The sequence below is a fragment of the Sphingopyxis sp. genome, from assembly GCF_035686825.1.
Classification (GTDB): domain Bacteria; phylum Pseudomonadota; class Alphaproteobacteria; order Sphingomonadales; family Sphingomonadaceae; genus Sphingopyxis.
On sequence record NZ_DASRYZ010000003.1, the window covers coordinates 324,699 to 350,847 of the forward strand.

24 protein-coding genes and 1 tRNA gene are annotated in these 26,149 nt (G+C 67.4%); 8 read left to right on the forward strand and 17 right to left on the reverse strand.

Translation table 11 applies throughout. The annotated features are described in order from the left end of the window. The first annotated feature begins 89 nt into the window (after positions 1–89). The 6 genes from VFG17_RS06180 (at position 90) to pal (ending at position 4,593) form a co-directional block, all read left to right on the forward strand. Positions 90–569, forward strand: a complete 480-nt coding sequence (locus VFG17_RS06180) for a YbgC/FadM family acyl-CoA thioesterase (protein WP_325028582.1) — start codon at positions 90–92, stop codon at positions 567–569. Continuing rightward, complete coding sequence (gene tolQ, locus VFG17_RS06185) at positions 563–1,261, forward strand: protein TolQ (RefSeq protein WP_136175204.1); 699 nt, start codon at positions 563–565, stop codon at positions 1,259–1,261. Before VFG17_RS06180 ends, tolQ begins: the two co-directional genes overlap by 7 nt. Further along, positions 1,261–1,767 (forward strand): protein TolR, encoded by a 507-nt coding sequence (gene tolR / locus VFG17_RS06190; RefSeq protein WP_325028583.1) that lies wholly within the window; start codon positions 1,261–1,263, stop codon positions 1,765–1,767. The genes tolQ and tolR overlap by 1 nt, the downstream gene beginning before the upstream one ends. 9 nt (positions 1,768–1,776) lie before the next feature. After that, a complete protein-coding gene (locus tag VFG17_RS06195) occupies positions 1,777–2,598 on the forward strand; it encodes a hypothetical protein (protein WP_325028584.1) in 822 nt (273 codons plus the stop codon). Positions 2,599–2,603: 5 nt separating this feature from the next. Next, positions 2,604–3,971: a Tol-Pal system beta propeller repeat protein TolB gene (tolB, locus tag VFG17_RS06200; RefSeq protein WP_325028585.1), complete on the forward strand. Its 1,368-nt coding sequence runs from the start codon at positions 2,604–2,606 to the stop codon at positions 3,969–3,971. Positions 3,972–4,074: 103 nt separating this feature from the next. After that, positions 4,075–4,593 carry a peptidoglycan-associated lipoprotein Pal gene (pal, locus tag VFG17_RS06205; RefSeq protein WP_200880172.1) on the forward strand — a complete coding sequence of 173 codons (519 nt, stop codon included), beginning with the start codon at positions 4,075–4,077 and terminating at the stop codon, positions 4,591–4,593. 117 nt (positions 4,594–4,710) lie between these two features. Here pal and VFG17_RS06210 read toward each other — a convergent pair whose 3' ends face one another. The 15 genes from VFG17_RS06210 to VFG17_RS06280 all read right to left on the reverse strand — a co-directional run bounded on the left by VFG17_RS06210 (position 4,711) and on the right by VFG17_RS06280 (position 21,164). After that, the gene (locus VFG17_RS06210; protein ID WP_325029087.1) at positions 4,711–5,451 is read right to left on the reverse strand and encodes an A24 family peptidase; all 741 of its coding nucleotides are present in this window, start codon (positions 5,449–5,451) and stop codon (positions 4,711–4,713) included. Between the two features lie 31 nt (positions 5,452–5,482). Then, positions 5,483–6,199, reverse strand: a complete 717-nt coding sequence (gene gspN, locus VFG17_RS06215) for a type II secretion system protein N (protein WP_325028586.1) — start codon at positions 6,197–6,199, stop codon at positions 5,483–5,485. Beyond that, on the reverse strand, positions 6,196–6,678 hold the full coding sequence (gene gspM, locus VFG17_RS06220; protein ID WP_325028587.1) for a type II secretion system protein GspM: 483 nt from the start codon (positions 6,676–6,678) through the stop codon (positions 6,196–6,198). The genes gspN and gspM overlap by 4 nt, the downstream gene beginning before the upstream one ends. Next, on the reverse strand, positions 6,675–7,820 hold the full coding sequence (gene gspL / locus VFG17_RS06225) for a type II secretion system protein GspL (protein WP_325028588.1): 1,146 nt from the start codon (positions 7,818–7,820) through the stop codon (positions 6,675–6,677). Before gspL ends, gspM begins: the two co-directional genes overlap by 4 nt. Position 7,821: 1 nt before the next feature. Next, entirely contained in the window at positions 7,822–8,829 is a 1,008-nt protein-coding gene (gene gspK / locus VFG17_RS06230) for a type II secretion system minor pseudopilin GspK (protein WP_325028589.1), read from the reverse strand. Continuing rightward, positions 8,826–9,437 (reverse strand): type II secretion system minor pseudopilin GspJ, encoded by a 612-nt coding sequence (gspJ, locus tag VFG17_RS06235; RefSeq protein ID WP_325028590.1) that lies wholly within the window; start codon positions 9,435–9,437, stop codon positions 8,826–8,828. Before gspJ ends, gspK begins: the two co-directional genes overlap by 4 nt. Next, positions 9,434–9,799: a type II secretion system minor pseudopilin GspI gene (gspI, locus tag VFG17_RS06240; protein WP_325028591.1), complete on the reverse strand. Its 366-nt coding sequence runs from the start codon at positions 9,797–9,799 to the stop codon at positions 9,434–9,436. Before gspI ends, gspJ begins: the two co-directional genes overlap by 4 nt. Further along, positions 9,789–10,271 (reverse strand): GspH/FimT family pseudopilin, encoded by a 483-nt coding sequence (locus VFG17_RS06245; RefSeq protein ID WP_325028592.1) that lies wholly within the window; start codon positions 10,269–10,271, stop codon positions 9,789–9,791. The genes gspI and VFG17_RS06245 overlap by 11 nt, the downstream gene beginning before the upstream one ends. Then, positions 10,246–10,728 carry a type II secretion system major pseudopilin GspG gene (gspG, locus tag VFG17_RS06250; protein ID WP_325028593.1) on the reverse strand — a complete coding sequence of 161 codons (483 nt, stop codon included), beginning with the start codon at positions 10,726–10,728 and terminating at the stop codon, positions 10,246–10,248. The genes VFG17_RS06245 and gspG overlap by 26 nt, the downstream gene beginning before the upstream one ends. An 11-nt stretch (positions 10,729–10,739) precedes the next feature. Then, positions 10,740–11,954: a type II secretion system inner membrane protein GspF gene (gspF, locus tag VFG17_RS06255; RefSeq protein ID WP_325028594.1), complete on the reverse strand. Its 1,215-nt coding sequence runs from the start codon at positions 11,952–11,954 to the stop codon at positions 10,740–10,742. Then, positions 11,947–13,440 (reverse strand): GspE/PulE family protein, encoded by a 1,494-nt coding sequence (locus tag VFG17_RS06260; protein ID WP_325028595.1) that lies wholly within the window; start codon positions 13,438–13,440, stop codon positions 11,947–11,949. The genes gspF and VFG17_RS06260 overlap by 8 nt, the downstream gene beginning before the upstream one ends. Further along, positions 13,437–15,635: a type II secretion system secretin GspD gene (gspD, locus tag VFG17_RS06265; protein WP_325028596.1), complete on the reverse strand. Its 2,199-nt coding sequence runs from the start codon at positions 15,633–15,635 to the stop codon at positions 13,437–13,439. Before gspD ends, VFG17_RS06260 begins: the two co-directional genes overlap by 4 nt. Positions 15,636–15,639: 4 nt before the next feature. Beyond that, a complete protein-coding gene (locus VFG17_RS06270) occupies positions 15,640–16,515 on the reverse strand; it encodes a type II secretion system protein N (RefSeq protein ID WP_325028597.1) in 876 nt (291 codons plus the stop codon). A 272-nt stretch (positions 16,516–16,787) separates the two neighbouring features. Further along, positions 16,788–19,484: a TonB-dependent receptor domain-containing protein gene (locus VFG17_RS06275; protein WP_325028598.1), complete on the reverse strand. Its 2,697-nt coding sequence runs from the start codon at positions 19,482–19,484 to the stop codon at positions 16,788–16,790. A gap of 99 nt (positions 19,485–19,583) precedes the next feature. Next, complete coding sequence (locus VFG17_RS06280) at positions 19,584–21,164, reverse strand: hypothetical protein (RefSeq protein ID WP_325028599.1); 1,581 nt, start codon at positions 21,162–21,164, stop codon at positions 19,584–19,586. 306 nt (positions 21,165–21,470) lie between these two features. On the opposite strand from VFG17_RS06280, the gene VFG17_RS06285 reads away from it, so the two are divergent. Further along, positions 21,471–21,557, forward strand: a tRNA-Leu gene (locus VFG17_RS06285). Positions 21,558–21,681: 124 nt separating this feature from the next. Here the strand turns inward: VFG17_RS06285 and VFG17_RS06290 are convergent. Continuing rightward, positions 21,682–22,545, reverse strand: coding sequence for a hypothetical protein (locus tag VFG17_RS06290; protein ID WP_325028600.1), 864 nt, complete (start codon positions 22,543–22,545; stop codon positions 21,682–21,684). Between the two features lie 99 nt (positions 22,546–22,644). Between VFG17_RS06290 and VFG17_RS06295 the strand changes: the two genes are divergently transcribed. Beyond that, positions 22,645–23,955 (forward strand): SLC13 family permease, encoded by a 1,311-nt coding sequence (locus VFG17_RS06295; protein ID WP_414712939.1) that lies wholly within the window; start codon positions 22,645–22,647, stop codon positions 23,953–23,955. 150 nt (positions 23,956–24,105) lie between these two features. Here the strand turns inward: VFG17_RS06295 and VFG17_RS06300 are convergent, their stop codons facing one another. Beyond that, complete coding sequence (locus VFG17_RS06300) at positions 24,106–26,127, reverse strand: glycoside hydrolase family 97 protein (RefSeq protein ID WP_325028602.1); 2,022 nt, start codon at positions 26,125–26,127, stop codon at positions 24,106–24,108. Between the last annotated feature and the right edge of the window lie 22 nt (positions 26,128–26,149).

The window sequence follows — 26,149 nt, forward strand, 5'->3', positions numbered from 1 at the left end:
CGCTTTCATTCCACCAGCCGGCCGCGATCTGCGACGAAATGTTCAAGGGGGGTTTGCGACGAGTCGTTGCGACGCTATCGATCGGGACAATGGTAAATGCACCGCTCCCCTTCATTCCCGGCGCCTTCGTCGGGGCCGAGCATCATTTCCGGGCGCGCGTCTATTTCGAGGACACCGACCTTTCGGGCATCGTCTATCACGCCAATTACCTGCGCTATATGGAACGCGCGCGATCGGACATGCTGCGCCTTGCCGGCATCGACCAGCGCGCGGCGATGGAGGCGGGCGAAGGCGCGTGGGCGGTCACCGACCTCGTCATCAAATACCGTAGCCCCGCGAAGCTCGACGACGACCTGCTCGTCGTCAGCACCGTCGAGGCGGTACGCGGCGCGAGCGTTATCATCGCGCAGCGCATCCTTCGCGGAAGTGATACGTTAAGCGGCGAGACATTGACGGACGGGCAAGTCACCGCAGCCTTTCTGTCGCCCGGGGGCCGGCCGCGCCGCCAACCCGCGGGGTGGGCCGACCGATTTACCGCCATCATGAATGGAGAGACCTTCCCTTGCTAGACAATATCTCGCTGGCCGCCGACGCGGCGACCTTGTCCCCCGTCGCGCTGTTCCTGCAAGCCGACATCATCGTGAAGGCCGTGATGATCGGCCTGTTGCTCGCGTCGATCTATGTCTGGGCGGTGATCTTCACCCACGGCCGCGGGGTCGGTAAGCTGATGAGCGCGTCGGAACGCTTCGAGCGCGATTTCTGGCGCGCCGACAATATCGACAAATTCTTCGACAAGAACAGCGACGAGGATCTGCCGAGCGCGAAAGTGCTGTCGGCCGGGATCGGCGAATGGCGCCGGTCGACCAAGGGCAAGACTATCGACCGCGACGGAACGCGCGAACGCCTCGGCATCGCCATGAACAGCGCGGTCGCGGGCGAAGTCGACCGCCTCGCCGAAAAGATCGGGACGCTGGCGACGATCGGTTCGGTCGCGCCCTTCGTCGGCCTGTTCGGCACCGTCTGGGGCATCATGCGTAGCTTCACCGCGATCGCGGCGGAAAATAACAGCAGCCTCGCCGTCGTCGCCCCCGGCATCGCCGAAGCCTTGTTCGCGACCGCGATCGGCCTCTTCGCGGCGATTCCCGCGGTCATCGCCTATAACGCCTTTTCGCAGCGCCTGAACCGGCTCGAATCGCGGCTCGGCCGCTTCGCCGACGGATTGCATGCGACGTTCAGCCGCGAACTGGAGGTCGAAGCCTGATGGCGATGTCCGGACCCTCGGGCGGCGTCGGCGGCCGGCGCGGCCGTGGCAACCGCCGCGCGCCGATGGCCGAAATCAACGTCACTCCGCTCGTCGACGTGATGCTCGTGCTGTTGATCATCTTCATGATCACGGCCCCGCTCCTCGCCTCCGCCGTGCCGATCGACCTGCCCGAAAGCCGGGCGAAGCCCGTCGAGACCGAGGATCAGGAGCCGATCCAGCTGTCGGTCGGCGCCGACGACACGCTCTATATCGGCGAAGACGTCGTGCCCGAGGCCGAATTGCCGGCGCGGCTCGATGCCATCGCGCGGGAGAATGAGGGTCAGGATCGGCCGCGCCAGATCATGCTGCGCGCCGACAAGGGGCTCGATTATGGTCGCGTGATGCGCGTGATGGGCGAGCTCAACCGCGCCGGCCTGACGCGGATTTCACTCGTCACCACCGGCGCCAACGCCGAGCCGGCCGCCCCAGCGGCGGTCACCGACGGTTCAGAAACCGGAATCTAGGTTAAGACGATGGCCGAACACCGGGCAGTGAGGGGGAAGGAAGGACGCGGCTTTGCCATCGCGGTGGCGGCGCATGTCCTGATCATCGGCCTGCTGTCGGTCCAGTGGACCGCAGGCGAACGCCGTTTCGACAATCCGCCGATGGAAGTCGACCTGATCGCCGAAACCGCGGTGCGATCGACCGCGCCGGTGATCAGCGAGACGCCCCCCGCCGCGCGACTGGGCGAAGAATATGCGACCGACATCGCCGCGCCCGAGCCCATGCCGGCACCGCCGCTTCCCGACCCCGTCGTGCGGCCCACGCCGGCCCCGACCCCCAAACAGGTCGCGAAGCCCAAGCAGGCGCCGCCGAAGCAGCGCCCCGCCGAAAAAAAGGCGCAGCCCAAAGCCGCGCCCAAAGCGCCGCCCGCAAAGGACCGCCCCGCGCGCCCCACGGGCCGGCTCGACGGTATCGCCGAAGGCCTTTCGAAATCGCAGCCCAAATCGCCGTCGAGCAAGGGCGCCCCCGCCGCGGCGACCGCGGCCGAGGTGCGCCGCTCGATCGACGTCAGCATCAAGTCGGCGGTCCTCCCGCGCTGGAACGGCTGCCGCGTTTCGGGGGTCGACGTCGATCAGCTCAAGACCGTCGTGAAGTTTAGACTGACGCAGTCGGGCGGGCTCGCCGGCTTCACCAGCGTGACCACGTCGGGCGAGACCGACAGCAACAAATTCCAGATCCAGCGCCATCAGGAATGCGCAAAACGTGCGGTGGAACTTGCCGCTCCCTTCGAACTGCCCGAGGAAAATTACAGCTTCTGGCAGAATTACACGCTCGATTTCATCAAGAGGTAAGAGAAATGCTTCTCCGTCCGATCAGCCTTTCGCTCGCGCTGCTGCTGACCACCGCCCCGGTGTTCGCACAGACCGCCCCGACGCCGCCCGCGGTTACGCCGACGACCACGCCGCGCGAGACGATCGAGGGCACATTGTCGCAGGAACGCACGGTCATCGGCATCCCGCCGCTCGCCACCGCGTCGGTCCAGACCGTCGCGGGGCTGCGCACCGACAGCCTCGGCCGCCAGATCGCCGAAGTCATCGCCGCCGACCTCGAACGCAGCGGCCTTTACGAACCGATCGGCCCGAACGGGGTCCGCGCGATCACCCGCGCCGAGGTGCAGGCGCCGCGCTTCGCCGAATGGCAGACGCGGGGCGCCGAAAATGTCGTCCACGGCTTCGTCGATGCCGGATCGAACGGCAGCCTGATCGTCGGCTGCTATCTTTACGACACCGCGCTCGGCAGCGAGCTGGTGCGCAAGGGGTTCGAGATCCAGCCCGCCGACTGGCGGCGCGCCGCGCATAAATGCGCCGACGCCATCTATTCACGCCTGTCGGGCGAAGCGCCCTTCTTCGACAGCCGCGTCGCCTATATCGCCGAGAGCGGCCCCAAGGGGAACCGCATCAAACGCCTCGCGATCATGGATTCGGATGGCGGCAACCACCGCTTCATCACCAACGGTCAGGCGCTCGCGATCAGCCCGCGTTTCTCGCCCGATTACAAGAAGATCGTTTACGTCAGCTATTTGAACAACCGCGTCCGCGTCTTCATCTATGACGTCGCCGCGGGGTCGCAGAAGCTGGTGACTGAAAGCAGCAACGCGACCTTCGCGCCGCGCTGGTCGCCCGACGGCACGCAGATTCTCTATTCGATGGCCGTGAACGGCAACACCGACATCTATCGCATTTCGGCCAATGGCGGCACGCCGGTGCGCCTCACAAACACGCCGGGTATCGACGTCGGCGGCAGTTTCTCGCCCGATGGGCGGAAGATCGTGTTCGAAAGCGACCGGTCGGGCGGCCAGCAAATCTATACGATGAACATCGACGGGTCGAACCAGCAGCGGATCAGCTTTGGCGGCGGCCGCGCCGCGACCCCCGAATGGTCACCGCGCGGCGACCTGATCGCCTTTACCCGCATGGGCGGCGGCGAGTTCCGCATCGGCGTGATGACCCCGTCGGGCGGCGGGGTGCGCATGCTGACGAACAGCTGGCAGGACGAGGCGCCGACCTGGTCGCCGAACGGCCGCGTCATCCAGTTTTTCCGCACGACGCGCGGGCGCGAAGGCAAGTCCAGCCTGTGGCAGGTTGACCTGACCGGCGTAAACCTGCGCCGCCTGCCGACGCCGCAGGATGGATCGGATCCGAGCTGGGGTCCCGTCCTGCCTTGAGCGGCGCGGAACCAAAACGCCCGGCTCGGGTTCAAATACCGCGTCCAGCCGGTTCTTTTTGCCCGCAGAATGATTTCCCAACAACAACAAGAGGACAGAAAACATGACGATACGGAAAAGCACCGCGATGATCGCGGCGATCACCATGCTTGCTGTTGGCGCCTGCGCGAAAAAGGCTCCTGACACGCTGCCCCCCGCCCCCGAAGGCACCGGAACCGATCCCGGCGCCGGAACCGGCACCGGCGTGATCCCGGGATCGCAGGAAGATTTCCTCGCCAGCGTGGGCCTCGAAGGCGACCGTGTCTTCTTCGACTATGACCAGTATAATGTCGACGCACAGGATCAGGCGACGTTGCAGAGCCAGGCGCAGTGGCTGCAGCGCAACCCCGCGGTTCGCGTCACGCTCGAAGGCCATGCCGACGAACGCGGCACCCGCGATTACAATATCGCGCTCGGCGAACGCCGCGCCAATGCCGCGAAAAATTATCTGGCATCGCTCGGCATCGACCCGAGCCGTATCAACGTCATCAGCTATGGCAAGGAACGTCCGGCCGAGCTTGGTTCGACCGAAGCGGCCTATGCCAAGAACCGCCGCGCGGTGACGGTCGTTATCGGCCAGTAAGGCGTTTTCTCCGCCTGACGGCGGAGGCGGCACCGGCCCGCTCCCCCGCCCGGCCTCCCCGACGATAATATCCTATGGGAGGCCGGGCGGGGGAGCGGGCCGGTGCCGCGTTCCACGTCAGTGGAACAACAGAAACTGCCAGACCGGCACCGCGGCGAACGCCGCGGCGCACAGGAAGACACCGAAGGGGACCCGTCGCTCGGCGAGCGACCGGTCCCCTTTTCGCTGCAGGGACAATGCCCAGCCGATCCCCCCGGCGCTGGCGAGCAGCAGCAGCAGCGGCAACGCCTGCCATCCGGTCCAGCAGCCGATCGCCGCCACAAGTTTGGGATCGCCGCCGCCCATGCCCTCGGCACCGCGCGTCCGCCGGTAAGCCCAGGCCAGAAACGCGAGCGCTACTCCGCCCGCAACGGCGCCGATCCAGCGATCGAGCAGAGCCACATCGAACAGCGGTCCCGCGAACAGCAGCCCGACGACCGCCAGCAGCGCGCTGAGCCGGTCGGGCAACCAGAAGTGCCGCGCATCGAGCAACAGGAGGGGCAGCAGCAGCCAGCCGAACAGCGCCCATAGCCAGCCGGTCGTCCCGGGCATCAGGGCGAGTGCGGCCGCACCGATCAGCGCCGCCCCCGCCTCGACAAGTGAATGAAAGCGATCGATCGGCGCGCCGCAGGTCCGGCAGCGCCCGCGCGCGGCGAGAGCCGAGAGCAACGGGACGAGATCGAGCGCACCGAGCGGCCGTCCGCACGCGTCACACTGAGATCGTCCCAACACCGACCGGCCCGCGGGCCAGCGCAGCACCAGCGTCGCGATGAAGCTGCCGAGGATCAGCCCGGCCAGCGCGGCAAGGGCGATGCCCATGCCGAAGGGCAAGGCATCGAGAAGGGGCACGTCAGAAGCGGCCCGTGGTCGCCAGCACGAACCCGCCCGAGCCCGCCTTGAACCCCAGCGCTGCGAGCGCCGCCGCCATCGCCGGGTCGCGGTCGACATTGATCGCGAATTGGGCGCGATACGCGCCGCTGCCGTCGAACGACAGCGTCAGCCGTTCCATTCCCGACTGGCTGGCGAGCGCCGCCTGCGCGCGCCCCTTCGCGCAGCTAAGCGGGCCTGACAGGCCGCGCGACAGGTCGAGACCCGCGATCGGCGCGCTGACCACAAGCCGGATCCGGCCGCCGGCGACGGCGCATTTGCCCGTATCGTCGAAACGCACCGTCGCGCCTTCGAAACTGATCCTGTCCACCGGAATCGCGCCCAGCCCGCCCGCCATCGACGTCGTGCCGCTGACGTCGGACACGCCGCGCGGATCGCTGCCATAGAGACGCCCGGCGAGCGCCCCCAATCTGTCATCGGTGCGCGAGAAAGCCAGTTCGACATTCCCGCCGAGAAGCGCGAGCGGCGAAAGGCTCGCCCGCACCGTGCCGAGCGGCAAGGCGCCGAACCGCGCTTCGACAAGTTCGCCCGACCAGACCGAGCCGCGAACGTCGCGCGCGGCGACACCCGCATCGGTCGCACCCGACCAGGCGAGCGCGAGCCGCATCGGAAAAGTCGCGATGAGCAGCAGCAGCGCGAGCGCAGCAGCGGCGACGATCCATCCTCGGCGCCCGGTCATCGCCCGCCCTTTCGGAGTTCGGCGGTCAGTCCGACGGTGCCGTCGGCGGCGGGGGTGATCGTCACTTGATCGACGACGAAGCCCTGCGCTTCGAGCGAAGCGAGCCAGTCGATCAGCACCGGCGCCTTGGCGGTCGCGATGGCGATCGTCGCTTGCCCGGCGCCCCGCGCCTCGTTGCGATCGAGCGTCAGCCCGATCTCGCCCGCCGATTGCGCAAGATATTGGTCGATCGCTTGCGTCTCGACCGTCGTCGCGACCGATTTCGCCGGGCGCCGGGCGAGCAATTGCACCTTGGCCTTGACCCGTCCCTCGCGCTCTATCGCGGCGCGATGCTGGCTTTCGAGATCGATGAACGCCGCGACTGCCGGCCGGGCGAGGCCCCAGACCAGCACGCCAAGCGCCAGCACGCCCGCAACGCCGACCAGCCAGCGTTCGCGTAGCGAAAGCCCGCTCCACCAATTTTTGAGCTTGTCGGTCATGGCACCGCCCGGATCGTTACATTGGCCATCTGCTGGCCGTCGCTTCCCGCCATCGGCTGCGCGGTGATGCGATAACTGCGCGCCTGCAGCGCGAGCAGCACCTGGTTGATATCCTCGACGCGCGGCGCGGCGAGCGTCGTCGTCAACGTCCCGTCGGTGCGGTGCGACAGCGTCTTGAGCGAAACGCCGGGCGCATCGCCCATCGCATCGTAAAGCGCCGACGCGGGGACGGAGAAAGCCAGCGGCCCGCCGCCGGCAGCGGCAAGACGGCGGTCGAGTTCCGCCTCCGCCGCGGTGGCGTCACCCGCCGTTACCCCGGCCTTCTTCGCCATCGCCACGACCGCCTCGTCGGCGCGGCCGGTGTCGGAAACGAGGCGCACCGCATGGATGACAGGGATGAGCAGGCTCACGACGACGAGCGCGATCAGCAAATATTTCGCAATCCGCAGCAGCGCCGGATCGACCGCCCAGCTTCGCTTGGGCTTCCATCCGCCGCTGAGCAGGTCGAGCGGCGGCGTGGCCAGTGTTAGCAGCAGCGCCTCGCGCATCTGGTCGGGGTCGAGCGGGGCGATATCATGGCTACCCGCGATCAGCGCGTCGAGCTCGGGATCCGAGCGGTAGGCGCGGTCGGCGCTGCGCACGATCTGCTCGCCGCCGACCTCCGCCGTCCACAGCATATCGGGTTCGGGCGGCGGCACCGCGGCGGCGGCGGGAATGACGGCGACGGGCGCCAGGTCGCGCGCCTTCATCCACTCGGTCCACGCGGTCATGGCGGCATGGGTCGTGACCGCCACCGGGACGGCCTGCCCCTCGCCCGCCGGCTGACCCGTCACGACATGCAGCGACGCGGCATCCCCAAGGCTGTCCTTCAGCGCATCGATCCGCGCCGCGGCGGCCGCCTGCGCCGGCGCGGCGCCGGGATAGTGGAGCCAGCGGAGCGGCACGTCGACGGCGGGTGCCAGCGCGACCAGCCGATCGTCGGCGCTGTCATCCTGCGGCTTCTCCCACGCGCCGACCCAGCCGTCGTCCTGTCCCGAATCGACGATCACCCCGTCATCGACGCGCAGCCACGCCGGATGCGGTGCATTTTCCTCGCCGAGCGCCGCCACCGGGGGCAGCCAGAGAACCAGCGTGCGCGGCATGTCAGTCGCTCTCGCCCCAATCGCGGCGCACGATCACTGGCGGCGTCATTCCGGCAGACGGCGCTCCGCCATTGGCATCGATCAGCGAAACTGCGGTCAAGAAACCGTCCCCCATCGTCACATTCGTCGTCAGCGCGAGCCAGCGGCTGGTCACGCCCGCCTGTTCGGCAACATCGTTCGGCGGCTTGCGTCCGTCGAACACACTCGCCTCCCAGAATCGCACGCTGCTGCCATAGCCGCCCGCGGGGCGCGCCGCCAGCGCCGCCCGTGCGTCGGCGATACCGATCTCGCCGGGCAGCAGCATCGCGACCAGCGGCGCCTGTTCGGGCGCGAGCGTGTTGACGTTCAGCTTCACCGGATCGGTCACCGGCAGCACGCAGATCCAAGGCTTCAGGCGCGCATAGATTTTCGGAGTGACCCCGCGCACCGCGCGCAATTCGCTGATATCGGCCATCTTGCGGTTGGCGGGCAGATAGGCGCCCTGCATCGATCGATAGACATTGTCCTCTGCGCCCAGCCGGCCTTCGTTGCTGTCGCTGTCGATCCAGTCGGCCGCCGCGCCCGCAATCGCCTGCGCTTCACCGTTTTCGATCCCGAGCAACGTCATCAGTTCACCGAACTGGCGCATCGCCCCCGACCGCTGGCTGAACCGTCCCGGCACCGTCTCGGCGACCAGGCTGTTGAGGTTGAAGCAATTGTTCGCATCGCTGAGCTTCGCCCGCCCTTCGCCGCCGGGCAGGGGCAGCGTGAAATCGCGGCCCAGCCAATTGCCGGCGAGCGTGAGCTTCGCCGGGTCGCGCCCGACAAGATCGGCGACCCGGCGCAGCGCGATCTGTTCGGCGGCAAAGGCATAGGCACGCCCCTGATCGACCGTCGCCGCGCTGCCCGCGATGCGCGTCGCGAGCGTCAAACGGTCGAGCGCGGTTGCCGCGATCACCGCCATCACCGCGACGAGCAGCAACACACTGAGCAGCGCCGCGCCGCGTTCATCCCTGCCCTGGCGCTTCATGGCGCCGGCACCCCGGCGGCGGGCGACGGCGGCAACGTCGGCGCGGTCAAGAACGCCATCGTCAGCGGCTCGCGCCCGGTGCGCGTCAGCCGCACCTCGACCGCGCGCGGCAGCCGGTCGCCCGGTTCCGACGTCCAGCTTTCGCTCCAATTGCCCCGTTCGTCGCGATAGCGCACCGCCACCGCCGCGACCTCATCCACGAGCCGGTCGCCGTCGCCGAGCGCGGTTCCGTCGAGCATCGGCTGCGTCGCGCGGCGCCACTCGCCCCCGACGAGCGCATAACCGACACGTTCGACGTTCGGACGCGGGCTGCCATCGAGCGCGCCGGCGCCGCCATGGACGAAGGCAAAGCCGTTCGACGACCCGATGAAAGCAGGAATGGCCTCGCCTGCCGGACCGCGCGTCGAGCGTTGGACCGCCTGCGCGAGATCGTTCGCCATCACCGCGCGCAGCCGGTTGATGCCGCCCATCGCCTTCAGCCGTTCCTGAACAGCATCCTGCGTATCGACGCTGCTGCGCAGGAGAGCGACGCCCATCGCCGCGATCGCCGCGAAGATGGAGAGCGCGACGAGCATTTCGACGAGAGTGAAGCCACGTTCGCCTTTCATCGCGATGGCCGGATGATCGTCAGCGCCGCCTGCCCGCGCCCGTTTTCGGGCCGCACGAGCAGGTCGATGCGCAACAGTGCGTCGTCGGCGGTCCTGGCGACGCGTTGTTCGACGCGCCAGTTGCGGCCGGCGTTGGCAACGCCGATCGCGCTGTTGCCGATCGTCGGCGGCGCGGGGTCGGTCCATAGCTCGACCGCGCGGTTCTGCGCGACGATGCCCGCCATCGTGCTTTCGTCGAGGTCGCCCGCGGTGCGAACCGCATAGGCGTCGAGGCGGACGAGCGCGAGCGCGGCGATGCTGATGACGCTGAGCGCGACCAGCATTTCGAGCAGCGTAAACCCGCTTTCATGCTCACCGGCCACGGCTGACCTCCCCCGTCGCGGAAACGCGGACGACCTCGCGCGCATCGCCCCCAGCGAGCACGATGGCCTGCGGCGTCGGGCTGGTGCCGACGCGGTCGAAGAGCAGCCGCGCCGCGCCGCGTCCGTCACCCGCCGCGAAGCGGACGTCGCCGGGCCAGTTTCGCTGTTCGAAGGCACGGCCCGGCAGCACTTGCCATTCGCCGGCGATCCGCCGTTCGAATCCATAGCCCGAGGGCGCGAAATTGACCGCAACGCTGCGCCCCTCGATCACCGCGACATCGCGCGCGGCGGCGAGGCGTGCCGCCAGCCGGTCGGCTTCGCTGCGCACCGTGCGCTCCTCGCCCGGAATGGTGAGCACGACCGCGGTCGCGGCAAGCGCCATGATCGCGAGAACGACCATCAGTTCGACGAGCGTGAAGCCGTTGGCGCGAGGACGCGGGCGCGCCTCAGGCGTCGCTGCGAATATCCGCATTGTCGTCGGTCCCGCCGGGCGCACCATCGGCACCGAGCGACCAGACGTCGAACGCCTTCCCGTTCGGCCCCGGCGCCTGATAATTATAGGGGCGCCCCCACGGATCGGCGGGCAGTTTCTTGATATAGCCGCCGCGGCGATAGCGTTCGGGCTGGGCCAGTGCCGGAGGCGCGGTGACGAGCGCGTTCAGCCCGTCGGTGGAGGCCGGATAGACCAGATTGTCGAGGCGATATTGTTCGAGCGCATTTTCGAGCGTCGCGATATCGGCCTTCGCCTTGGTCACCATCGCGCGGTCCTGGCTCGGCAGGACGTTGATCATCACCACGGTCGCGAGCAGTCCGATGATGAAGATGACGACCATCAATTCGGTCAGCGTGAAGCCGCGCTCGTCCTTCTTGCGGCGGCGGTGCACGGGCGGGCGGGCGGTATCGAGCATCAGGTGAAGGAATAGCTTCATCAGCGACATTTTCATAGTCCGGCTAGATTCTGCAACTGAAGGATCGGCAGCAGAATGGCGAGGATGATCAGGGCCACGCACGACCCCATAACGACAATTATGACAGGTTCGAGAAGCGCCATCGACGCCGCCGTGAAGCGGTCGAATTCGCGTTCGAGATAATCGGCCGCGCGTTCGAGCATCACCTCGAGCCGCCCGGCGCTTTCGCCGCTCGCGGTCATATAGACGAGCAGCGGCGGAAAGACGCCGGCGTCGCGGAGCGCGGCCGACAGGCCGCCGCCGGCGCGCACCTGATCGACGATATTGGCGGTCGCGCCGGCGAGCGCGGCATTGCGGATCGTCGGCACCGTCAGCTTGAGCCCTTCGACGAGCGGCAGACGGCTCGACACCATGGTCGACAGCGTCCGCGCGAAGCGTGCCGCGTAAAGATCGCGGAGCAGGCGCCCCAAAAGCGGCAGGCGGAGAAGGCGGGCATCGACCGCGGCCTTGAACGCCGGGCGGCGCAGCGCCGTGACCCAGCCGAACGCGGCGGCGGCGATCAGCAGCGCGATCAGCCACCACCAGTTCGCGGCGAAGCTCGAAATGGCGATCACCGCGCGGGTCAGGAAAGGCAGTTGCTGGCCGGTGTCGGTAAACTGCTCGACGACGCGCGGGACGACGAAGATCATCAGCGCGGCGACGACCCCGATCGCGACGACCGCGAGCACGATCGGATAGGCGAGCGCGGCGATCAGCTTGCCGCGCACTTCGGCCTGGCGTTCGAGCAGGTCGGCGAGGCGCGCGAGGATCGTGGTGAGGCTGCCCGTCGTCTCGCCCGCCGCGACCATCGCGCGATAAAGCGGCGGAAAGCTCGTCGGCTGGCGGCCCATCGCGTCGGCGAGGCGGCGGCCTTCGAGCAGGCCGGCGTGGACGTCGCCGATGATCGCGCGCGCGCTTTCGGCCTCGCTCTGACGCGTCAATGTGCGCAGCGCCTCTTCGAGCGGCGCGACCTCGGCGAGCGTCGCGAGTTGGCGGGTGAAAAGCGCCAGTTCTTTGCTGCTCAGCCTGGTCTTGCGAAATGCGAGCAGCGAGCGGCCGGCGGCCTTCGCTCCTGCGGCTTCGACCGCGACGATATGGAATTTGCGGCGAATGAGGTCGGCGCGCGCGGCCTCGTCGTTCGCGGCGGTCAGCCGTCCCTTGCGCTCGCGGCCCTGGGGATCGATCGCCACATAGCGATAATCAGGCATCGACATCCTCGCGCCGCGCGATGCGGATCGCTTCCTCGGCGGTCGTCAGCCCCTTAGCGACCATCGACCGCGCCGCCGAAGCGAGCGTCGGCGATTTGAGGAAGGCGTGCTTGGCGATCATCGCCTCGTCGCCGCCGGCGTAGATATAGCGGCGCACCGTCTCGTCGACCTTGATCGCCTCGAACACGCCGATGCGCCCCTTGAAGCCGGTGCCGCCGCACGCCTCGCAGCCTTTGGGGCGCCAGATCACGGTGCCGATGTCGAGGCCGAGCATCGCGGCGACACTGTTGTCGGCCTGGACGGGTTCGCGGCAATTTTCACAAAGTTTGCGCACAAGTCGTTGAGCAAGAACGGCGCGGAGGGTCGAGGCCAGAAGAAAAGGCTCTACTTTCAAATCCTTAAGTCTCGTTATCGCGCCGACGGCATCATTGGTGTGGACGGTCGAGAGGACGAGGTGGCCGGTGAGCGAGGCCTGCACGGCGATGTCGGCGGTCTCGCGGTCGCGGATTTCGCCGACCATCACGACATCGGGATCCTGGCGCAGGATCGCGCGCAAGCCCGCGGCGAAATCGAGCCCGACCTTGGCATTCACCTGCGTCTGCCCGACCCCGTCGACGGCATATTCGACCGGATCCTCGACGGTCAGGATATTGCGCTGGCCGTCGTTGAGCTGCTTCAAGGCGGCATAGAGCGTCGTCGTCTTGCCCGATCCGGTCGGGCCGGTGACGAGGATGATGCCATTGGGTTCGGCAAGCGCCTCGCGCAATATGCGGTCGGCTTCGCCCGACAGGCCGAGCACATCGAAGTCGATCCCCGCCGTATCCTTGTCGAGAATACGCATCACCACCCGCTCGCCGGCGCGGCTCGGCAAGGTCGAAACGCGGACGTCGACCGCCTTGCCCGCAAGCGTCAGCCCGATACGGCCGTCCTGCGGCACGCGGCGCTCGGCGATGTCGAGGCGCGCCATCACCTTGATGCGGCTGACGACGACCGGAGCCACATGAGGAGGCATGCGCAGATGCTCGCGCAGCACGCCGTCGGCGCGCATCCGCACGACGAGCCCGCTTTCATAGGGCTCGATATGAATGTCGCTGACGCCCTGGCGGACGGCTTCGGCGATGATCGCGTTGATCAGGCGGATCGCGGGGGCATCGTCGGCGCTGTCGAGCAGATCCTCGGCGCTCGGGATGCCGAGGTCGAGGTCGCTGCCGTCGAGCGAGCCCGCCATCGCGGCGGCCGAGCTGTCGACCGCATAATGATCGGAGAGCAGCCGGTCGAAATCGGCGACGTCGGCGGTCGCGACGCGGAGCGGCTGCGCGAGATAGCGTTTGACCTCGATCAGCACGGCGGGATCGCTGCCCTCGCGCAAAGTCGCGAGCCACACGCCGTTTTCGCCCGGCGCGATGACGACGCCGTGCGTGCGCGCGAAACCATAAGGAATATCAACCGGCGCCGGGGGAGGCGCCGCCGGTTCGATGTCGGTCACGGATAGTCTCCGGCAGGCGGGGCGGGCGCCTCGGACGTCGAGGGCGGAACATCGGTCGTCACCACGCTGCCGTCGGGGCGGCGCAGTTCGGGCAGGTTGACCGGGCCGACCGTCACGTCGGCCGGTGTCGGCGGCGACGGCGGGGTCGTCCCCATATAGTCGCGCACCAGCGTGTCGATCGCGGGTTCGACATCGGGATTCCGCTGGAGCTGGAAGTCGCGGATATAGCCGTAGCGGCGCGCGGTGAGCGCGGCATTGTCTTCGCGGCTCTTGAGGATCGTCGGGCGGATGAAGACCATCAAATTGGTCTTCGACCGCGTCCGGCTGCGCGACTTGAACAATTCGCCGATCAGCGGAATATCGCTGAGGAGCGGGATGCGCTCGATCGTCTTGCGCTCGTCGTCGTTGAGCAGCCCGCCGATCGCGAGTATCTCGCCGTCGTCGACGGTGAGCACGGTTTCGAACGCGCGCTTGTTGATGATGAGGTCGCTGTTGCGCGACGACACCGGCCCCGCGACGCTCGACACTTCCTGGCGAAGGAAGAGCTTGACCTCGCCCGCGCCGTTGACCTGCGGCGTGACGTCGAGCTTGATGCCGACCTCTTCGCGCTGGACGGTGCGGAAGGCTTCGTCGAAATTGTCGCTGAGCGCCTCGCCCGTCGTGATCGGCACCTCCTGCCCGACGAGGAATTTCGCCGCCTGATTGTCGAGCGTGACGATATGCGGGGTCGCGAGCAGGTTCGACGTCGTGTCCGATTTCACAGCGTTGATGATCGCGCCGAAGACCGTATTCTTGCCGATGTCGCCCGCGAACCCGGCGAAACCGCCGCTCGCGCCGAGCAGCGATGCGGCGGCGGCTTCCTGCAGGCTGTTGCCGAGCGCGCTGCTCGTCTGGGTGACGACGGTTTCGCCGTCGACCGTCGTCTTGTCCTCGGTGAGCTTGGTCGCGGCATAGGCGCCGCCCAGCGTCAGGATGTTCGGTTGCGCATTGCTGTAGCTCGTCGCGACGAACGGGATATTCTTGCCGCCCAAGAGGAACTGGACGCCAAGGCGCTTCGCGGCATCGTCGCCGATCTCGACGACGATCGCCTCGACGAGCACCTGTTGCCGCCGGCTGTCGAGCTGGCGGATCAGCTCGCCGAGCATCCGCTGCACTTCGCTGTTCGCCGCGACGATGATCGCGTTCGCGCCTTCGTAGCGCGTGACGATGGCGGGACCGCGCGTCGAGATGCTGCCGCTGCCCCCCGCGCCGGTCGAGGTCGAGGCGGGCGCGGCGGCGGCGGGCGCGGGTGCGCTGCCGCCGTTCGAGGAAGAGGTCGAGGACGATGCCGGCGGCAGGCCCGCCTTCTGCGCCGGGTCGCTGCCGCCGCCGATCAGTTGCTGGAGCGTCGGCAGCAGGGTTTCGGCATTGGCGTGTTCGAGCCAGTAGACGCGCAGTTCGGTGCCGCCCGCCGCCTTCGCATCGAGATCGTTCGCCATCGCGACGAAGCGCGCGACGAGCGCCTGGTCGCCCCTGAGAGCGATCGCGTTGCTGCTGTCGATCGGCACGATCGCGAGCGGCGCGCGCGCGCCCTCCCCCGCCGCGGGGACAAGCGCGGCGAGCGCGGCGGCGATTTCGCGCGCGCCGGCGTTTTTCAGCGTGACGATCTGGCTGGTCGAGCTGTCGCGGTCGATGCTGGCGGCGAGCGACCGGATGCGGCGGATATTGTCGGCGAAGTCGGCGACGACGAGGCTGTTGGCGTTGCGGTTCGCGGTGAGCGAGCCCTGCGGGCTGACGAGCGGACGCAGCGTTTCGACCGCCGCCACCGCGTCGATATGCTTGAGGCGGATGATTTCGGTGACGAACTGGTTCTGCGCCGCGCGCGCGCTACCGATGCGGCCGGGCTGCGACGCGGCGCCGTCGATCGGCTGTATGCGATAGCTGCCGTTCGGCCCCGGCACCGCGACGAGGCCGTTCGAGCGCAAGGTCGCAAGGAAAATCTCGAAATATTCGCTGCGCGAGAGCGGCCGGTCGGTGACGACCGACACCTTGCCGTTGACGCGGCCGTCGATGACGAAGGTGCGCCCGGTGATCCGCGCCGCATCCTGGATGAAGGCGCGAATGTCCGCGTCGCGCACGTTCAGCGTATATTGGGCTTGTGCAGGCGTCGCAGAGATCAGCGCGGCTGCAAGCATGAGAGAAAGTTTGAAACGCATAAACCTATTGCTTTGAAAGGAAGATGGCGACGGGAACGACGCTGGCGCCGCGTTCGACCTCGAGCGCGATACGCGCGCCCGGGGCCAGTTGATTGGCGAGCGCCGCGACGTCGCTCGCCGAGGTGATCGGGCGGCCGCTGACCGAGCGGATGACGTCGCCGGGGCGGAGGCCCGCGGCGCGGAAGGTGGCGCCGTCGCCCTGAGGCTGAACGACGATGCCGGTGATGCGGCCCTCTTCGGCACGCGGCGCAAAGGCGACACCCGCCTTGATCGCCGCGGGGGTCATTTCGCCGCTGGTGGCCGAGGGCGCTGCGCCGATTTCGGGCGTCGGCGCCGGCAGCGCGGTTCCCGGCGCCGCAACCGGCGCCTCGCCGCTCTGGTCGAGAAACAGGCTTTCGCGCGCGCCGCCGCGATCGAGCAACACATGGTCGAACGCGACGCCGGCGAGCTTCAGTCCCGGCGCGATCTCGTCGCCGACGGCATAGCTCGTCTGCACCCCGTCTTCGCCCGCGATGATTGCCGACCCGCCGCCCGTCGCTTCGTTGAGGTTGATCCCGAAGAGGGTGAGCCCCGCCGAGGTCACGGTGGCGGTGGCCGGGCCCTGGATATTGCCGCGGAAAAAGGGATCGAGGCTGGTGAAGAGCGCACGCCGTTCGGCGGGCGACGCGATGACGGCGGTTTGCGGCTGCCACGCGCCGAGCGGCGACAGCGGCGTGAGCAATGTCCAGAACAGGCGGACGCCTTGCCAGATCAGGAGCGCGCCGAGCAGGCCGACGAGCAGGTGCGGCCCAATTTCGCGCGGGTTCCGCCTGCGGACGCGGAGCCACGAAGGCAGCGCGCGCGGCAGCCGAACGGCCGATCCGGACATCAGCGTTGCCATGGTTTCTTCCCTGTCCCCCAACTGAAAGGCTGCATGACGAATCGCCTAGGGGCGATTGGTGACAATCAGTTGACGGGAAGATTACAGTTTTTTGTCAGCCGGGCGAGTCCGCTGCGGTGGGCGGGGTAATGATCCTCCCGGCCGCGAAGCGGTGGGGAAGTGGCAGCCCGCAGGGCTGACAGAGGGGCCGCGGCGCCGCGCCCGAGCCCCTCCACCACCGCTTCGCGGCGGTCCCCCTCCCCACCGCTTCGCGGCAGGGAGGATTTTATGCCTCAAAACTTGATCGACGCGCTGAGCGAGAAGGTGCGGCCGAGCTTGTAGCGGTTGAAATAGATCTTGTTGTCGCCCGAGGTCTGGAGCTCTTCATATTTGCGCCCCGTGAGGTTGCGCGCCTCGAACTTCAGCTCGATTTCCTTGTTCAAGAGGTTAATGCCCTGCCGCGCGACGAAGTCGAGCTGGATGCCCGGCTTTTCCTTGAGGTCGGGCTGGCCCGACGGACCGCGGCTGGTGACGCGCGGGCTGGCATAGGTCAGAAGCAAAGTCTGCTGCGACAGCCGGTCCTGATCCTCGAGCCCGATCTGGAAGTTGACCAGATGGTCCGACTGGCCGGTCAGCGGCGAGCCGTCGAAGAAGAAGATGTCGGCCGGACGCTCGACGCCGTTGACGAAGGTGACATCGTCCTCGCCGACCTGAATGTCCGACTGGGTATAGGTGTAGTTGCCGATCAGGACGAGCCGGCGGCTCTGCCAGAAGGGCGCGTCCGACAGCGTATCGAGCGGGAAATATTTCTGCACCTCGACCTCGGCGCCATAAAGCGTCGCCTTGGGCGCATTGGCGTAGCTGGTGCTGACCTGATTGTCCGACGCCGAGGTATAGGCCTCGATCGGGTTGTCGATCGATTTGTAGAAGCCCGCGACCGTGAACCGCTGATCGCGATCGAAATACCATTCGTAGCGCAGCTCGGCGTTCCACAGCTCGCTGTCGGCCAGCGAGGGGTTGCCGCGATAGAGGCGGTTCGATTCGGGATCGAGATAGACCTGCGCGACCAGTTCGCGGAACTGCGGTCGCGCGATCGTCTTCGACCCGTTGAGGCGGAGCTGCATGTCGGGCGCCATTTCCCAGGTCAGCGTCACCGCCGGCAGCCAATAGTCGTTGTTGAGGTTGGTCTGGACGAACACCGACGAGCCGGTGTTGAACAGGTCGACCGGAACGACGGTCTGCTTGGCGTCTTCATAACGCACGCCGGCGTTGATGTTGACGCCGGGCACGATCTCGGCCTGCAGCTGTGCGTAACCGGCGTGGGTGGTCAGATTGGCGTCGAACGCCGCGGCGCCGTCCTGCGCCGAGGTTTCGAGCAGCCGGATGTCATAAAGCTGGATCGAGGCGTCGGAGAGCAGATAGTCGGGGCGCAATTGCTGAACCTCGATCGGCAGATTCTGCGCGCGGAACAGGAAGTCGCGGCGCACCGAGGTGCGGTGCGTGTCGCTATAGGCATAACCGACCGTCGCGGTGATCCGCGGCGCCAGTTCATAGGACAGGTCGACGCCGCCCGACCAGAGATCCTCGTTCAGGTCCGAAAAGGAAATGCTCGCCGAACCGCGGCCGCCGGTGAGGTCGTTGACGAATTTGTCGCCGACCGGATCGATATCGGTCGGCAGGTTGGTGCGCACGTAGGTGAAGCTGCGCTCATAGGGCGCCTCGCGCTGCGAATTGGCATAGCCGCCGCGCAGGTCGAGCTGGATGCGGTCGAAATCGAATTCGGCGACGAGCTGGCTGTTGATCAGCTGGCGTTCGTACCAGGCGGTGTCCTGCTGCATGATGTCGCGGTCGGACTGGTTGCGGTTGGTGCCGAGGCCGAGGCGCGCCTGTTTCAGCGTGTCGCGGATATAGAGGTTGGTCCAGCGGAACTTGTGATCGCCAAGCTCGAGCCCGAAACCGAGCAGGCCGTTGACGACGATGCGGTTGTCGGTGACGACGCGGTTGAAATTGGTCTGCGGCTCGCCCGACAGATCGGTTTCGAGCGAAGTCTGCTGAAGCGTATCGCGCGTGCGCCACTTGTTGCTGATCCCCGCGGTGGCGATGATGCCGAGCTCGCCGTCGGGGAGCTGGATCGTGGTGCCGCCGGTGATGCCCGCCGACCAGTTGACCGGGATGTGGTCGTTCTGCTGAAGCAGGCTCGTCTCCGAATTGACGAGCTCCATCTGGATCGCCTTGAGGTCGTCGAGGCTGAAATCGGCGCCCTCGAGGATCGGCTTGCCGCTGGCGAAGGCGGCCTTGAGCAGCGGCGGGACGTCGCGCGTGCCGTCGTCGAAGCCGGTCCAGTCGGTGTCGCTGCCATAATAGGTATAGCCGAGCTCGTTCGTCGTCTCGCTGTCCCAGCCGATGCCGCCCGAGAAGGTCAGGAAGCTTTCGCGCGGGATCGCCTTGGTCGTGAGGTTGATCACGCCGCCGCCGAATTCGCCGGGGAAGTTCGCCGAATAGCTTTTCTGCACCAGCGTCGAATCGATGACGTTGGTGGGGAAGATGTCGAGCGGGACGACGCGCTTCAAGGGTTCGGGGCTGGGCAGCGGCGAGCCGTTGAGGAGCGCGAGCGAGTAACGGTCGCCGAGGCCGCGGACATAAACGAAGCCGCCGCCGACGACCGACAGGCCGGTCACGCGCTGCAGCGAGCCCGAAATATCGCCTTCGCCGGTGCGCGCGATGTCGGCCGAGGAAAGGACCGACACGACCTCGGGCGTCGCGCGGACGACATTGGGGGTATAGCGGCCGGTGACGACGATTTCGGCGTCGGCGCCGCCGGGGATCGACACATCGACCTCTTCTTCGCCGGCCGCGCCATCGTCAGCCGGGTCGGCGGGCGGCGTCTCGGCGGGCGCGGGATCGGGCTCGGCCGTCTGGGCGAGCGCCGCGGGCGACACCAGCGCCGACGAAAGGAGCAGGAAGCTGGCGAATAGCGACCGCTTGGTCATGTTGGATTACCCCTAATGGAGATGGGCCCTAATGGCAGATGGAAATGGGGGCGGGGCGCGCCGGTGGTGCGCCCCGCCCCGGTATCGGACGTCGGCGCGTCAGCTTACGGGGATGTCGGTGCAGTTGCCGCTGGTGTCGCCGAACGACGCCGTGGCGGAATTGCAGGTCCAGCCCGCGTACCAGGTGTCGTTGGCGTCGGCGACGGCGCCGACATAGGCCGTCGTGTCGAAAAAGCTCGCCAGCGTCTTGGCATCGAACGGCGTCAGCGCGGTTTCGGTCGCGCCGTTGACGAACACGCTGGTCAGGCTAGGCGTGTAGGTCGAGCTGTTGTTCGTGCCGAGTTCGAAGATCGCACGGACCGCGGCGTCGTCGGGACCGTTCGAGCCGCGGAACGGACGATCGTTGCACTGCATCGACACCGACTGGAACACCGGCGGGCCGTTTTCGTCGAGCGCCGGGTCGGCGGGCTGGACCGTCGTCGCGCTGTCGACGCGGATGCACGATGCGCCAGTGGTGATCAGGCCGTTGGCGAAGGTGTAGTCGGCGCCGCCGCGGATGCGGATCGCGGCGCCGTTGCCCGCCGCGGCGTTGCGGTGGATGAAGGTGAAGTTCGAGATATTCACTTCCTGGCGCGGCACCGCGTTCTCGTCGCCGTCGGAGTCGATTTCCATGATCGAGTCGCCGACCGCGCCGCCGGCGCGCTGGACCGCGATCGCATATTGGATATTGCCCTTGTAGCCGACGTCGGTGTCGAAGCTGTCGTCCTCGGCGCCGGTCACGATCATGTGCTTGAAGTTCGGACGGCCGCCGAAGACTTCCATGCCGTCGTCCGAGCTGTTGTGGATCTGGATATGGTCGAACTGGGTCAGCGAGCCGACGCCCGACGGGGTCAGTCCCTGCAATTCGCTGTCGGGCGACAGGTTAAAGCCCGAATAGCGGATCTGGACATAGCTCATCCGGCCCGAATTGTCGGTGGTGAGTTCACCGCCGTACAGCGCGTTCGACGTGCCTTCGGTGTCGCGTTCGCAGTCGTTGGTGCCGGGAACCGCGCCCGCCGCGTCGCAATCGGTGATCGGCGCGCGGCCGAGCAGGACGACCCCGCCCCACAGCTGCGAGGTGTTGTCGGTCGCCGAGCCGACGACGTTGCCGCGGCCGGTGAAGACGATCGGCTGGGTCGGCGTGCCGACGGCGTCGATCTTGTTGCCGCGGTTCACGGCGAGGAAAGCCGTGCCGGTCGAGGCGAAGATGGTGACACCCGGATCGATCGTCAGCGTGACTTCGGGCGCCGCCGAGGTCGGGGCATCGGGATCCGGACCCTTGTCGGTGCCGACATCGACGCGGCCGGGCAGCGAATAGATCACGCCATCGACCTTGGGGATCGCGGTCGTGGAGTTGAACTTCGCGGGGAAGCCGCAGTTGCGCCAGGTGCCCTGCGGACCCGAGATGGTGCCGAGATCGGCGAACTGCTCGGCGCCGTTGATCGTCGGGCAGGCGTCGGCGGGCGTCACGCCGGTCGGCGTGGGGGTCGGCGTCGGGGTCGGAGTGGGCGTCGGGGTCGGGGTCGGAATGACGATCACGCCTTCGCCCGGCGACGCGACGCCGTCGGCGCCGCACGCCGCAAGAATGGAACAGGCCACGCCGCTGAGCATGACCAAACGAATGCGTGCGAAAGCCGCCATGAAAATCTCCGTCCCGGTGTGCGCCTGCGCGCCCCTGATGAAAAACACGCCGCGGGCGAGAAGAAGAATTGCTGACTCGCCCCCGGTGACGCCGCCACTAGGGTGATTCGATGACGGTCTGACGCCAGAGCCATGACAGTTGGATGACTCTTTGGAGTCGATTTGGTGACAGCGACGGCCGCGCGGGGGTGCGCTGGTTCGCACCCGCAAAAATAAAAGCGGCGAAGCTCGCTTGCATCGCCCCCAAAGCTTTGCTAGGCGCCCGCTCCTACCTGGTGCCGGACCCGATCCGGACCATCATGATGTGCGGTCGTGGCGGAACTGGTAGACGCGCAACGTTGAGGTCGTTGTGGCCGAAAGGCCGTGGAAGTTCGAGTCTTCTCGACCGCACCATCTTTCCTTGAAAACAAGGATTTTCAGAGTCATGGCATGACCCGGCACATGGAGAAATCCGTGCGCCGGCCGCCTGTTGCCCATCCGGCGTCCCGGCCAGGCGCGGCCGGTCGCGCCAGAAATATTATTGGGCCGAACGTCCGATCGTCCATGTCGCGAGAACATCCTCGCTCGTCGGGTTTTCGAGCCGGACGGTGTCGATCCGGGCGCCGATGACGCAGATCGGCCGCTGTTCGGCACCGGCGGGCTGGACGCAGCGGACCGGCGCATTCCCGGCAACGGCTTCGAGCCGGCCCGAGATACGCAAGCGAAACCCCCGCGAACCATCGAATTTTTCGGCGGCGACCCGCGTCACGGTTTCGAACGGCCGCCCGTTGCGGCGGCCGTCGCGATCGCCCTCGCCCCCGAAGAATTGAGCGATGGCGAGTGTCTGGCCGGGTAGAGTGAGCGGTTCGACGCCGCGCGGGAAGGCCTGCCCAGCGCGCGCCGGACAGACGGTGCTGCTCGACCATGGCCGCGTGATCCAGAAGCCTTCGGCGGCGCCGGTGTCCGCCCGGTCTTCGAGATTCCAGTCGGCGTTGCTCCACATCATCGGCTGGACCGAGACGCGCAGCGTCCCCTCGGCTTCGTCATAGCGCCATTGCATCGGCAGGCTCGCTCCCGCCTCGCTCGCCCCCCCGCATCCGAACGGCAGCAGCAGTTCGAACGGCCGCCCGGCCGCGTCGGCGACCGCCTTCGGCATCGCCTCTCCCGACGCGAAGGCATCCGCGGCGCGCTGCGCCAGCGCGATAAGATCGCCGCGTTCGAGGTTCTTGGGCGTTTCGGGGACGGGCGCCGGAGCGGGCGCCGGAACGGCGACGGGCGCGGGCGCCGGAGGCGCCGGTGCGGTGGTTCGGCCGAGAAAGAAGCCGCCGCCGCCGACCACGAGAATTGCGGCGAGTCCGCCGGCGATGGCGAGCCGGCTGGTTCTGACGCTGGGTTCCTGCATGCCCCTCGATAGCAAATCCGCGCGCATCCTCCAGACCCCACGCGGATTTTTTTGCCACCGGACATTGACTTGCGAGCGATGCCGCCTGACGCAGACGCGATGTCGGTCGACCAGATTCTGACCCTGCTCGTCCTCGCCGCGGTGGTCGCGGCGCTCATCTGGGACAAGGTGCGCGCCGACGTCGTCGCGCTGACCGGTGCGGCGGTTCTGTTGATGACGGGGGTCGTGCGGCCGGTCGAGGTGCAGAGCGCCTTCGCCAGCCCGGCGATCATCGCGCTCGCGTCGCTGTTCGTCATCGCCTATGCGCTCGAACTCTCGGGGCTGCTCGACCGCGCGATCGCATCGGCGGTCGCGATGTGCCGGCGGCTCGGCACCGCCGGCATCTGGCTGCTGCTGTCGATGATCGGCTCGGTATCCTGCTTTCTCAACTCGACGCCGATCGTCGTGCTCGGCGCGCCGGTGATCCGCGACGTCGCGACCTCGCTCGGCCTGTCGCCCAAGCGTTTCCTGATCCCGCTGTCCTATGTCACCATCCTCACCGGCTGCTGCACCCTGATCGGGACGTCGACCAACCTGCTCGTCGACGATATGGCGAGCGTCGCGGGGCAGCCGCGCTTCGGCATTTTCGAGATCACGCCCGTCGGCTTGCCGATGGCGCTCGCCGGTGGGCTCTACCTCTTTCTGGTGAGCGGCCGGCTGCTCGGCGGGCGCCACGAAGCCGAGGAGCGCGAGGGCGCGCCGGCCGAGATCGATCCGGCGCATATCGGCAATGCGCAGATCGGCGATGCCCGGCTGTTCGAGGTGAAACGGCCGCTCCAGCCGCTCAAGGCCGCGATCGCGCTCGCGACCTTCGTCGCGGCGGTGGCGCTCGCGACGGCCGGCGTCGCGCCGATCGCGGCGACCGCCTTCGCGGGCGCGGTCTTGCTGATCCTGCTGCGCGTGATCAGCGCCGACGAGGCCTATAGCGGCCTCAGGCCCGAAATCCTGATCCTGATCGCCGGCATGGTCGTGATCGGCATCGCGATGGAGCAGAGCGGGCTCGCGGCCGAAGCGTCCGAGCTGCTCATAGCCAGCGTCCACGGCCTCAACCCGCTGATCGCGCTCATCATCCTCTATCTTTTGACGATGATCCTGACCGAGCTTTTGTCCAACGCGACGGTGGCGGTGCTCATCACCCCGGTCGCGGTGGCGCTCGCCGACAGTCTCGGCGTCAGCCCGCGGCCCTTTCTCGTCGCGGTGATGATGGCGGCGAGCGCCGCCTTCGCCACCCCCTTCGGCTATCAGACCAATGTCATCGTCTATCAGATGGGCGGCTATCGCTATCTCGACTTCGTGCGCATCGGCCTGCCGCTCAATCTCATCACCTGCGTGGTGGCGATTCTGGCGATCCGTTTCTTCTTTCCCTTCTAGGGTCCTGACCCAGTGGGGCACGATCCCCTTGGACGCTCCGTCTCTTCTTCGTCATTCCGACGAAGGCCGGGATCTCATCGTCCCGGCTTGACGCACCGGCGAGATCCCGGCCTTCGCCGGGATGACGGGGCAAGGAAGAAGGATCGCTCCTTATTCGACAAGCCGAAACCGGATCGCCGTGCCGCCGCCGGGCGCGAGGCGCAAGGTCAGCGTGTCGGCGCTGGTGACCATGCGCTTCTCGATCGTCAGCGCGCCGGGATTGCTGCGATAGTCGGCGCCGGGGCCGTCGGCGTAGATCCGCGCCTCATACCGCGCGCCCGGCGCGAGGAAGGCCAGCGGCTGCCGCAATTCGCGCGCCTCTTCGTCGCCGATCGCGCCCAGATACCAGTCACCTTGGCCGCGCTGCTGTCGCGCGACGACGACATAGTCGCCGATCGCGCCCTGCAGCGTCCTTGACTGCTCCCAGTCGGCGGGGACGTCGCGGATGAATTGGAAGGCGTCCATCCGCGCCTCGTAATTTTCGGGGAGGTCGGCGGCCATCTGGATCGGCGAATAGATGACGATATATTCGGCGAGTTGGGTCGCGAGCGTCGATTGCACGCGCCGCGTCAGCTCGATGCCGCCGCGCGCGATGTCGAAGATGCCGGGGGTATAGTCCATCGGCCCGCCGAGCATCCGCGTGAAGGGCAGGATCGTCATATGTTCGGGCGGATTGGTGGGATCGCCCCAGGCGTTGAATTCCTGCCCGCGCGCGCCCTCGCGGCTCACCCAATTGGGCCAGGTGCGGCGCAGCCCGGTGTCCTTCACCGGCTCGTGGGTGTTGATCGCGATGCGATGCTCGGCGGCGCGCTTCACGACGTCGAGGTGGTGGCGCACCATATATTGGCCCGCGAACCATTGCATTCCGCCAGCCCCATCCTTGATCGTCCCGCTGTGGCGGACATAGCCGGTCTTGATCAACGACACGCCATGGTCGGCGTAGAGTTTCAGCGCGGCATCCAGCTGCCGCGCATAATTTTCGACCCCGCCGCCGGTTTCGTGGTGGCCGATCAGCTTGACCCCCTTCGCCTTGCCGTAGCGGGTGATCTCCGCAAGGTCGAAATCGGGATAGGCGCGGGTGAAGCTGAACTTGTCGCCATTAGCGATCCAGTCGCCGTCCCAACCCTTATTCCACCCCTCGACCAGCACGCCGTCGAAGCCATATTGGGCGGCAAAGTCGATGTATCGCTTCACATTCGGGGTGTTCGCGCCGTGCTTGGGGCCGCTGCCCCAGGTCGACTTCTCGAGGTGCATTTCCCACCAGATGCCGACATATTTGCCGGGCTTGAACCATTGGCCGATGCCCGGAACCTGGCTCGGCTCATTGAGGTTGAGCGTGATCCGGCTGTCGGCGAGCGCGCCGGGCGTTTCGCCGACGAGCACCGTGCGCCACGGCGTCGTGAACGGCCCCGTCTTTTTCGCGAGCACGCCGTCGGGCCAGGGCATCAGCCACGCGCTATAGGTGCCCACGCCGTCGCCTTGCAGCAGCATCGAGGGAAAGTCGACGAGCGCGGCTTCGTGGAAGCTCAGATAGAGGCCGTTGTCGCCCTTCAGCGTCAGCGGGGTTTCGGCGAGCGTGACGCGCCGCGCGTCGGTCTGTTTATAGAGATATTCGTCGCGTTCCTGCCCGAGCCCCTCATACCACCAGGCCTGATAGGCGTCGGCGGTGCGGAACTGGCTGTGGTCGGCGACCACCGACACCGCCTGCCCGGCGGGGATCGCGGCATAATCGTAGCGGAATCCGAAACCGTCGTCGAAGAGGCGGAAGGTCACGCCGACCGCCTTGCTGAGCGGCGTGTCGCCCGCGAGCGTTACCGACAGCTGGTTGTGACGGTCGCGGATCAGGCGTTGTTCGCCCCACGGCTGCTCCCATGTCGTATCGACCGAGCTTCGCCTGGCGCTGCCGAGGCCCGCGAAGCGCGGATCGGCCTCGCCCGCGAAGCGCAGCCCGAGGCGCGACGGCGCGATGACCGTCACGTCGCCGCGCGTCACCCGATAAAGCGCCTCGCCATTTTCGACCGAAACGCACAGCTCGAGTATCTTGCCGGGGGACTGCGCACATTCGCGCGCCGCGGCGGGCGAAGCCATCGCGAGCATCGAGAGGCCGAACAGGGGAAGCGTCTTCAGGATCATAGTGTCTCTCATGCTGGGGGGA

What these genes read in the sequence shown, in the direction of transcription:
- VFG17_RS06180 (WP_325028582.1), top strand. Translation starts at nt 90, where the DNA reads ATGGTAAATGCACCGCTCCCCTTCATTCCCGGCGCCTTCGTCGGGGCC.
- tolR (WP_325028583.1), top strand. Translation starts at nt 1,261, where the DNA reads ATGGCGATGTCCGGACCCTCGGGCGGCGTCGGCGGCCGGCGCGGCCGT.
- VFG17_RS06195 (WP_325028584.1), top strand. Translation starts at nt 1,777, where the DNA reads ATGGCCGAACACCGGGCAGTGAGGGGGAAGGAAGGACGCGGCTTTGCC.
- tolB (WP_325028585.1), top strand. Translation starts at nt 2,604, where the DNA reads ATGCTTCTCCGTCCGATCAGCCTTTCGCTCGCGCTGCTGCTGACCACC.
- pal (WP_200880172.1), top strand. Translation starts at nt 4,075, where the DNA reads ATGACGATACGGAAAAGCACCGCGATGATCGCGGCGATCACCATGCTT.
- VFG17_RS06210 (WP_325029087.1), bottom strand. Translation starts at nt 5,451, where the DNA reads ATGGGCATCGCCCTTGCCGCGCTGGCCGGGCTGATCCTCGGCAGCTTC.
- gspN (WP_325028586.1), bottom strand. Translation starts at nt 6,199, where the DNA reads ATGACCGGGCGCCGAGGATGGATCGTCGCCGCTGCTGCGCTCGCGCTG.
- gspM (WP_325028587.1), bottom strand. Translation starts at nt 6,678, where the DNA reads ATGACCGACAAGCTCAAAAATTGGTGGAGCGGGCTTTCGCTACGCGAA.
- gspL (WP_325028588.1), bottom strand. Translation starts at nt 7,820, where the DNA reads ATGCCGCGCACGCTGGTTCTCTGGCTGCCCCCGGTGGCGGCGCTCGGC.
- gspK (WP_325028589.1), bottom strand. Translation starts at nt 8,829, where the DNA reads ATGAAGCGCCAGGGCAGGGATGAACGCGGCGCGGCGCTGCTCAGTGTG.
- gspJ (WP_325028590.1), bottom strand. Translation starts at nt 9,437, where the DNA reads ATGAAAGGCGAACGTGGCTTCACTCTCGTCGAAATGCTCGTCGCGCTC.
- VFG17_RS06245 (WP_325028592.1), bottom strand. Translation starts at nt 10,271, where the DNA reads ATGCGGATATTCGCAGCGACGCCTGAGGCGCGCCCGCGTCCTCGCGCC.
- gspG (WP_325028593.1), bottom strand. Translation starts at nt 10,728, where the DNA reads ATGAAGCTATTCCTTCACCTGATGCTCGATACCGCCCGCCCGCCCGTG.
- gspF (WP_325028594.1), bottom strand. Translation starts at nt 11,954, where the DNA reads ATGCCTGATTATCGCTATGTGGCGATCGATCCCCAGGGCCGCGAGCGC.
- gspD (WP_325028596.1), bottom strand. Translation starts at nt 15,635, where the DNA reads ATGCGTTTCAAACTTTCTCTCATGCTTGCAGCCGCGCTGATCTCTGCG.
- VFG17_RS06270 (WP_325028597.1), bottom strand. Translation starts at nt 16,515, where the DNA reads ATGGCAACGCTGATGTCCGGATCGGCCGTTCGGCTGCCGCGCGCGCTG.
- VFG17_RS06275 (WP_325028598.1), bottom strand. Translation starts at nt 19,484, where the DNA reads ATGACCAAGCGGTCGCTATTCGCCAGCTTCCTGCTCCTTTCGTCGGCG.
- VFG17_RS06280 (WP_325028599.1), bottom strand. Translation starts at nt 21,164, where the DNA reads ATGGCGGCTTTCGCACGCATTCGTTTGGTCATGCTCAGCGGCGTGGCC.
- VFG17_RS06290 (WP_325028600.1), bottom strand. Translation starts at nt 22,545, where the DNA reads ATGCAGGAACCCAGCGTCAGAACCAGCCGGCTCGCCATCGCCGGCGGA.
- VFG17_RS06295 (WP_414712939.1), top strand. Translation starts at nt 22,645, where the DNA reads ATGTCGGTCGACCAGATTCTGACCCTGCTCGTCCTCGCCGCGGTGGTC.
- VFG17_RS06300 (WP_325028602.1), bottom strand. Translation starts at nt 26,127, where the DNA reads ATGATCCTGAAGACGCTTCCCCTGTTCGGCCTCTCGATGCTCGCGATG.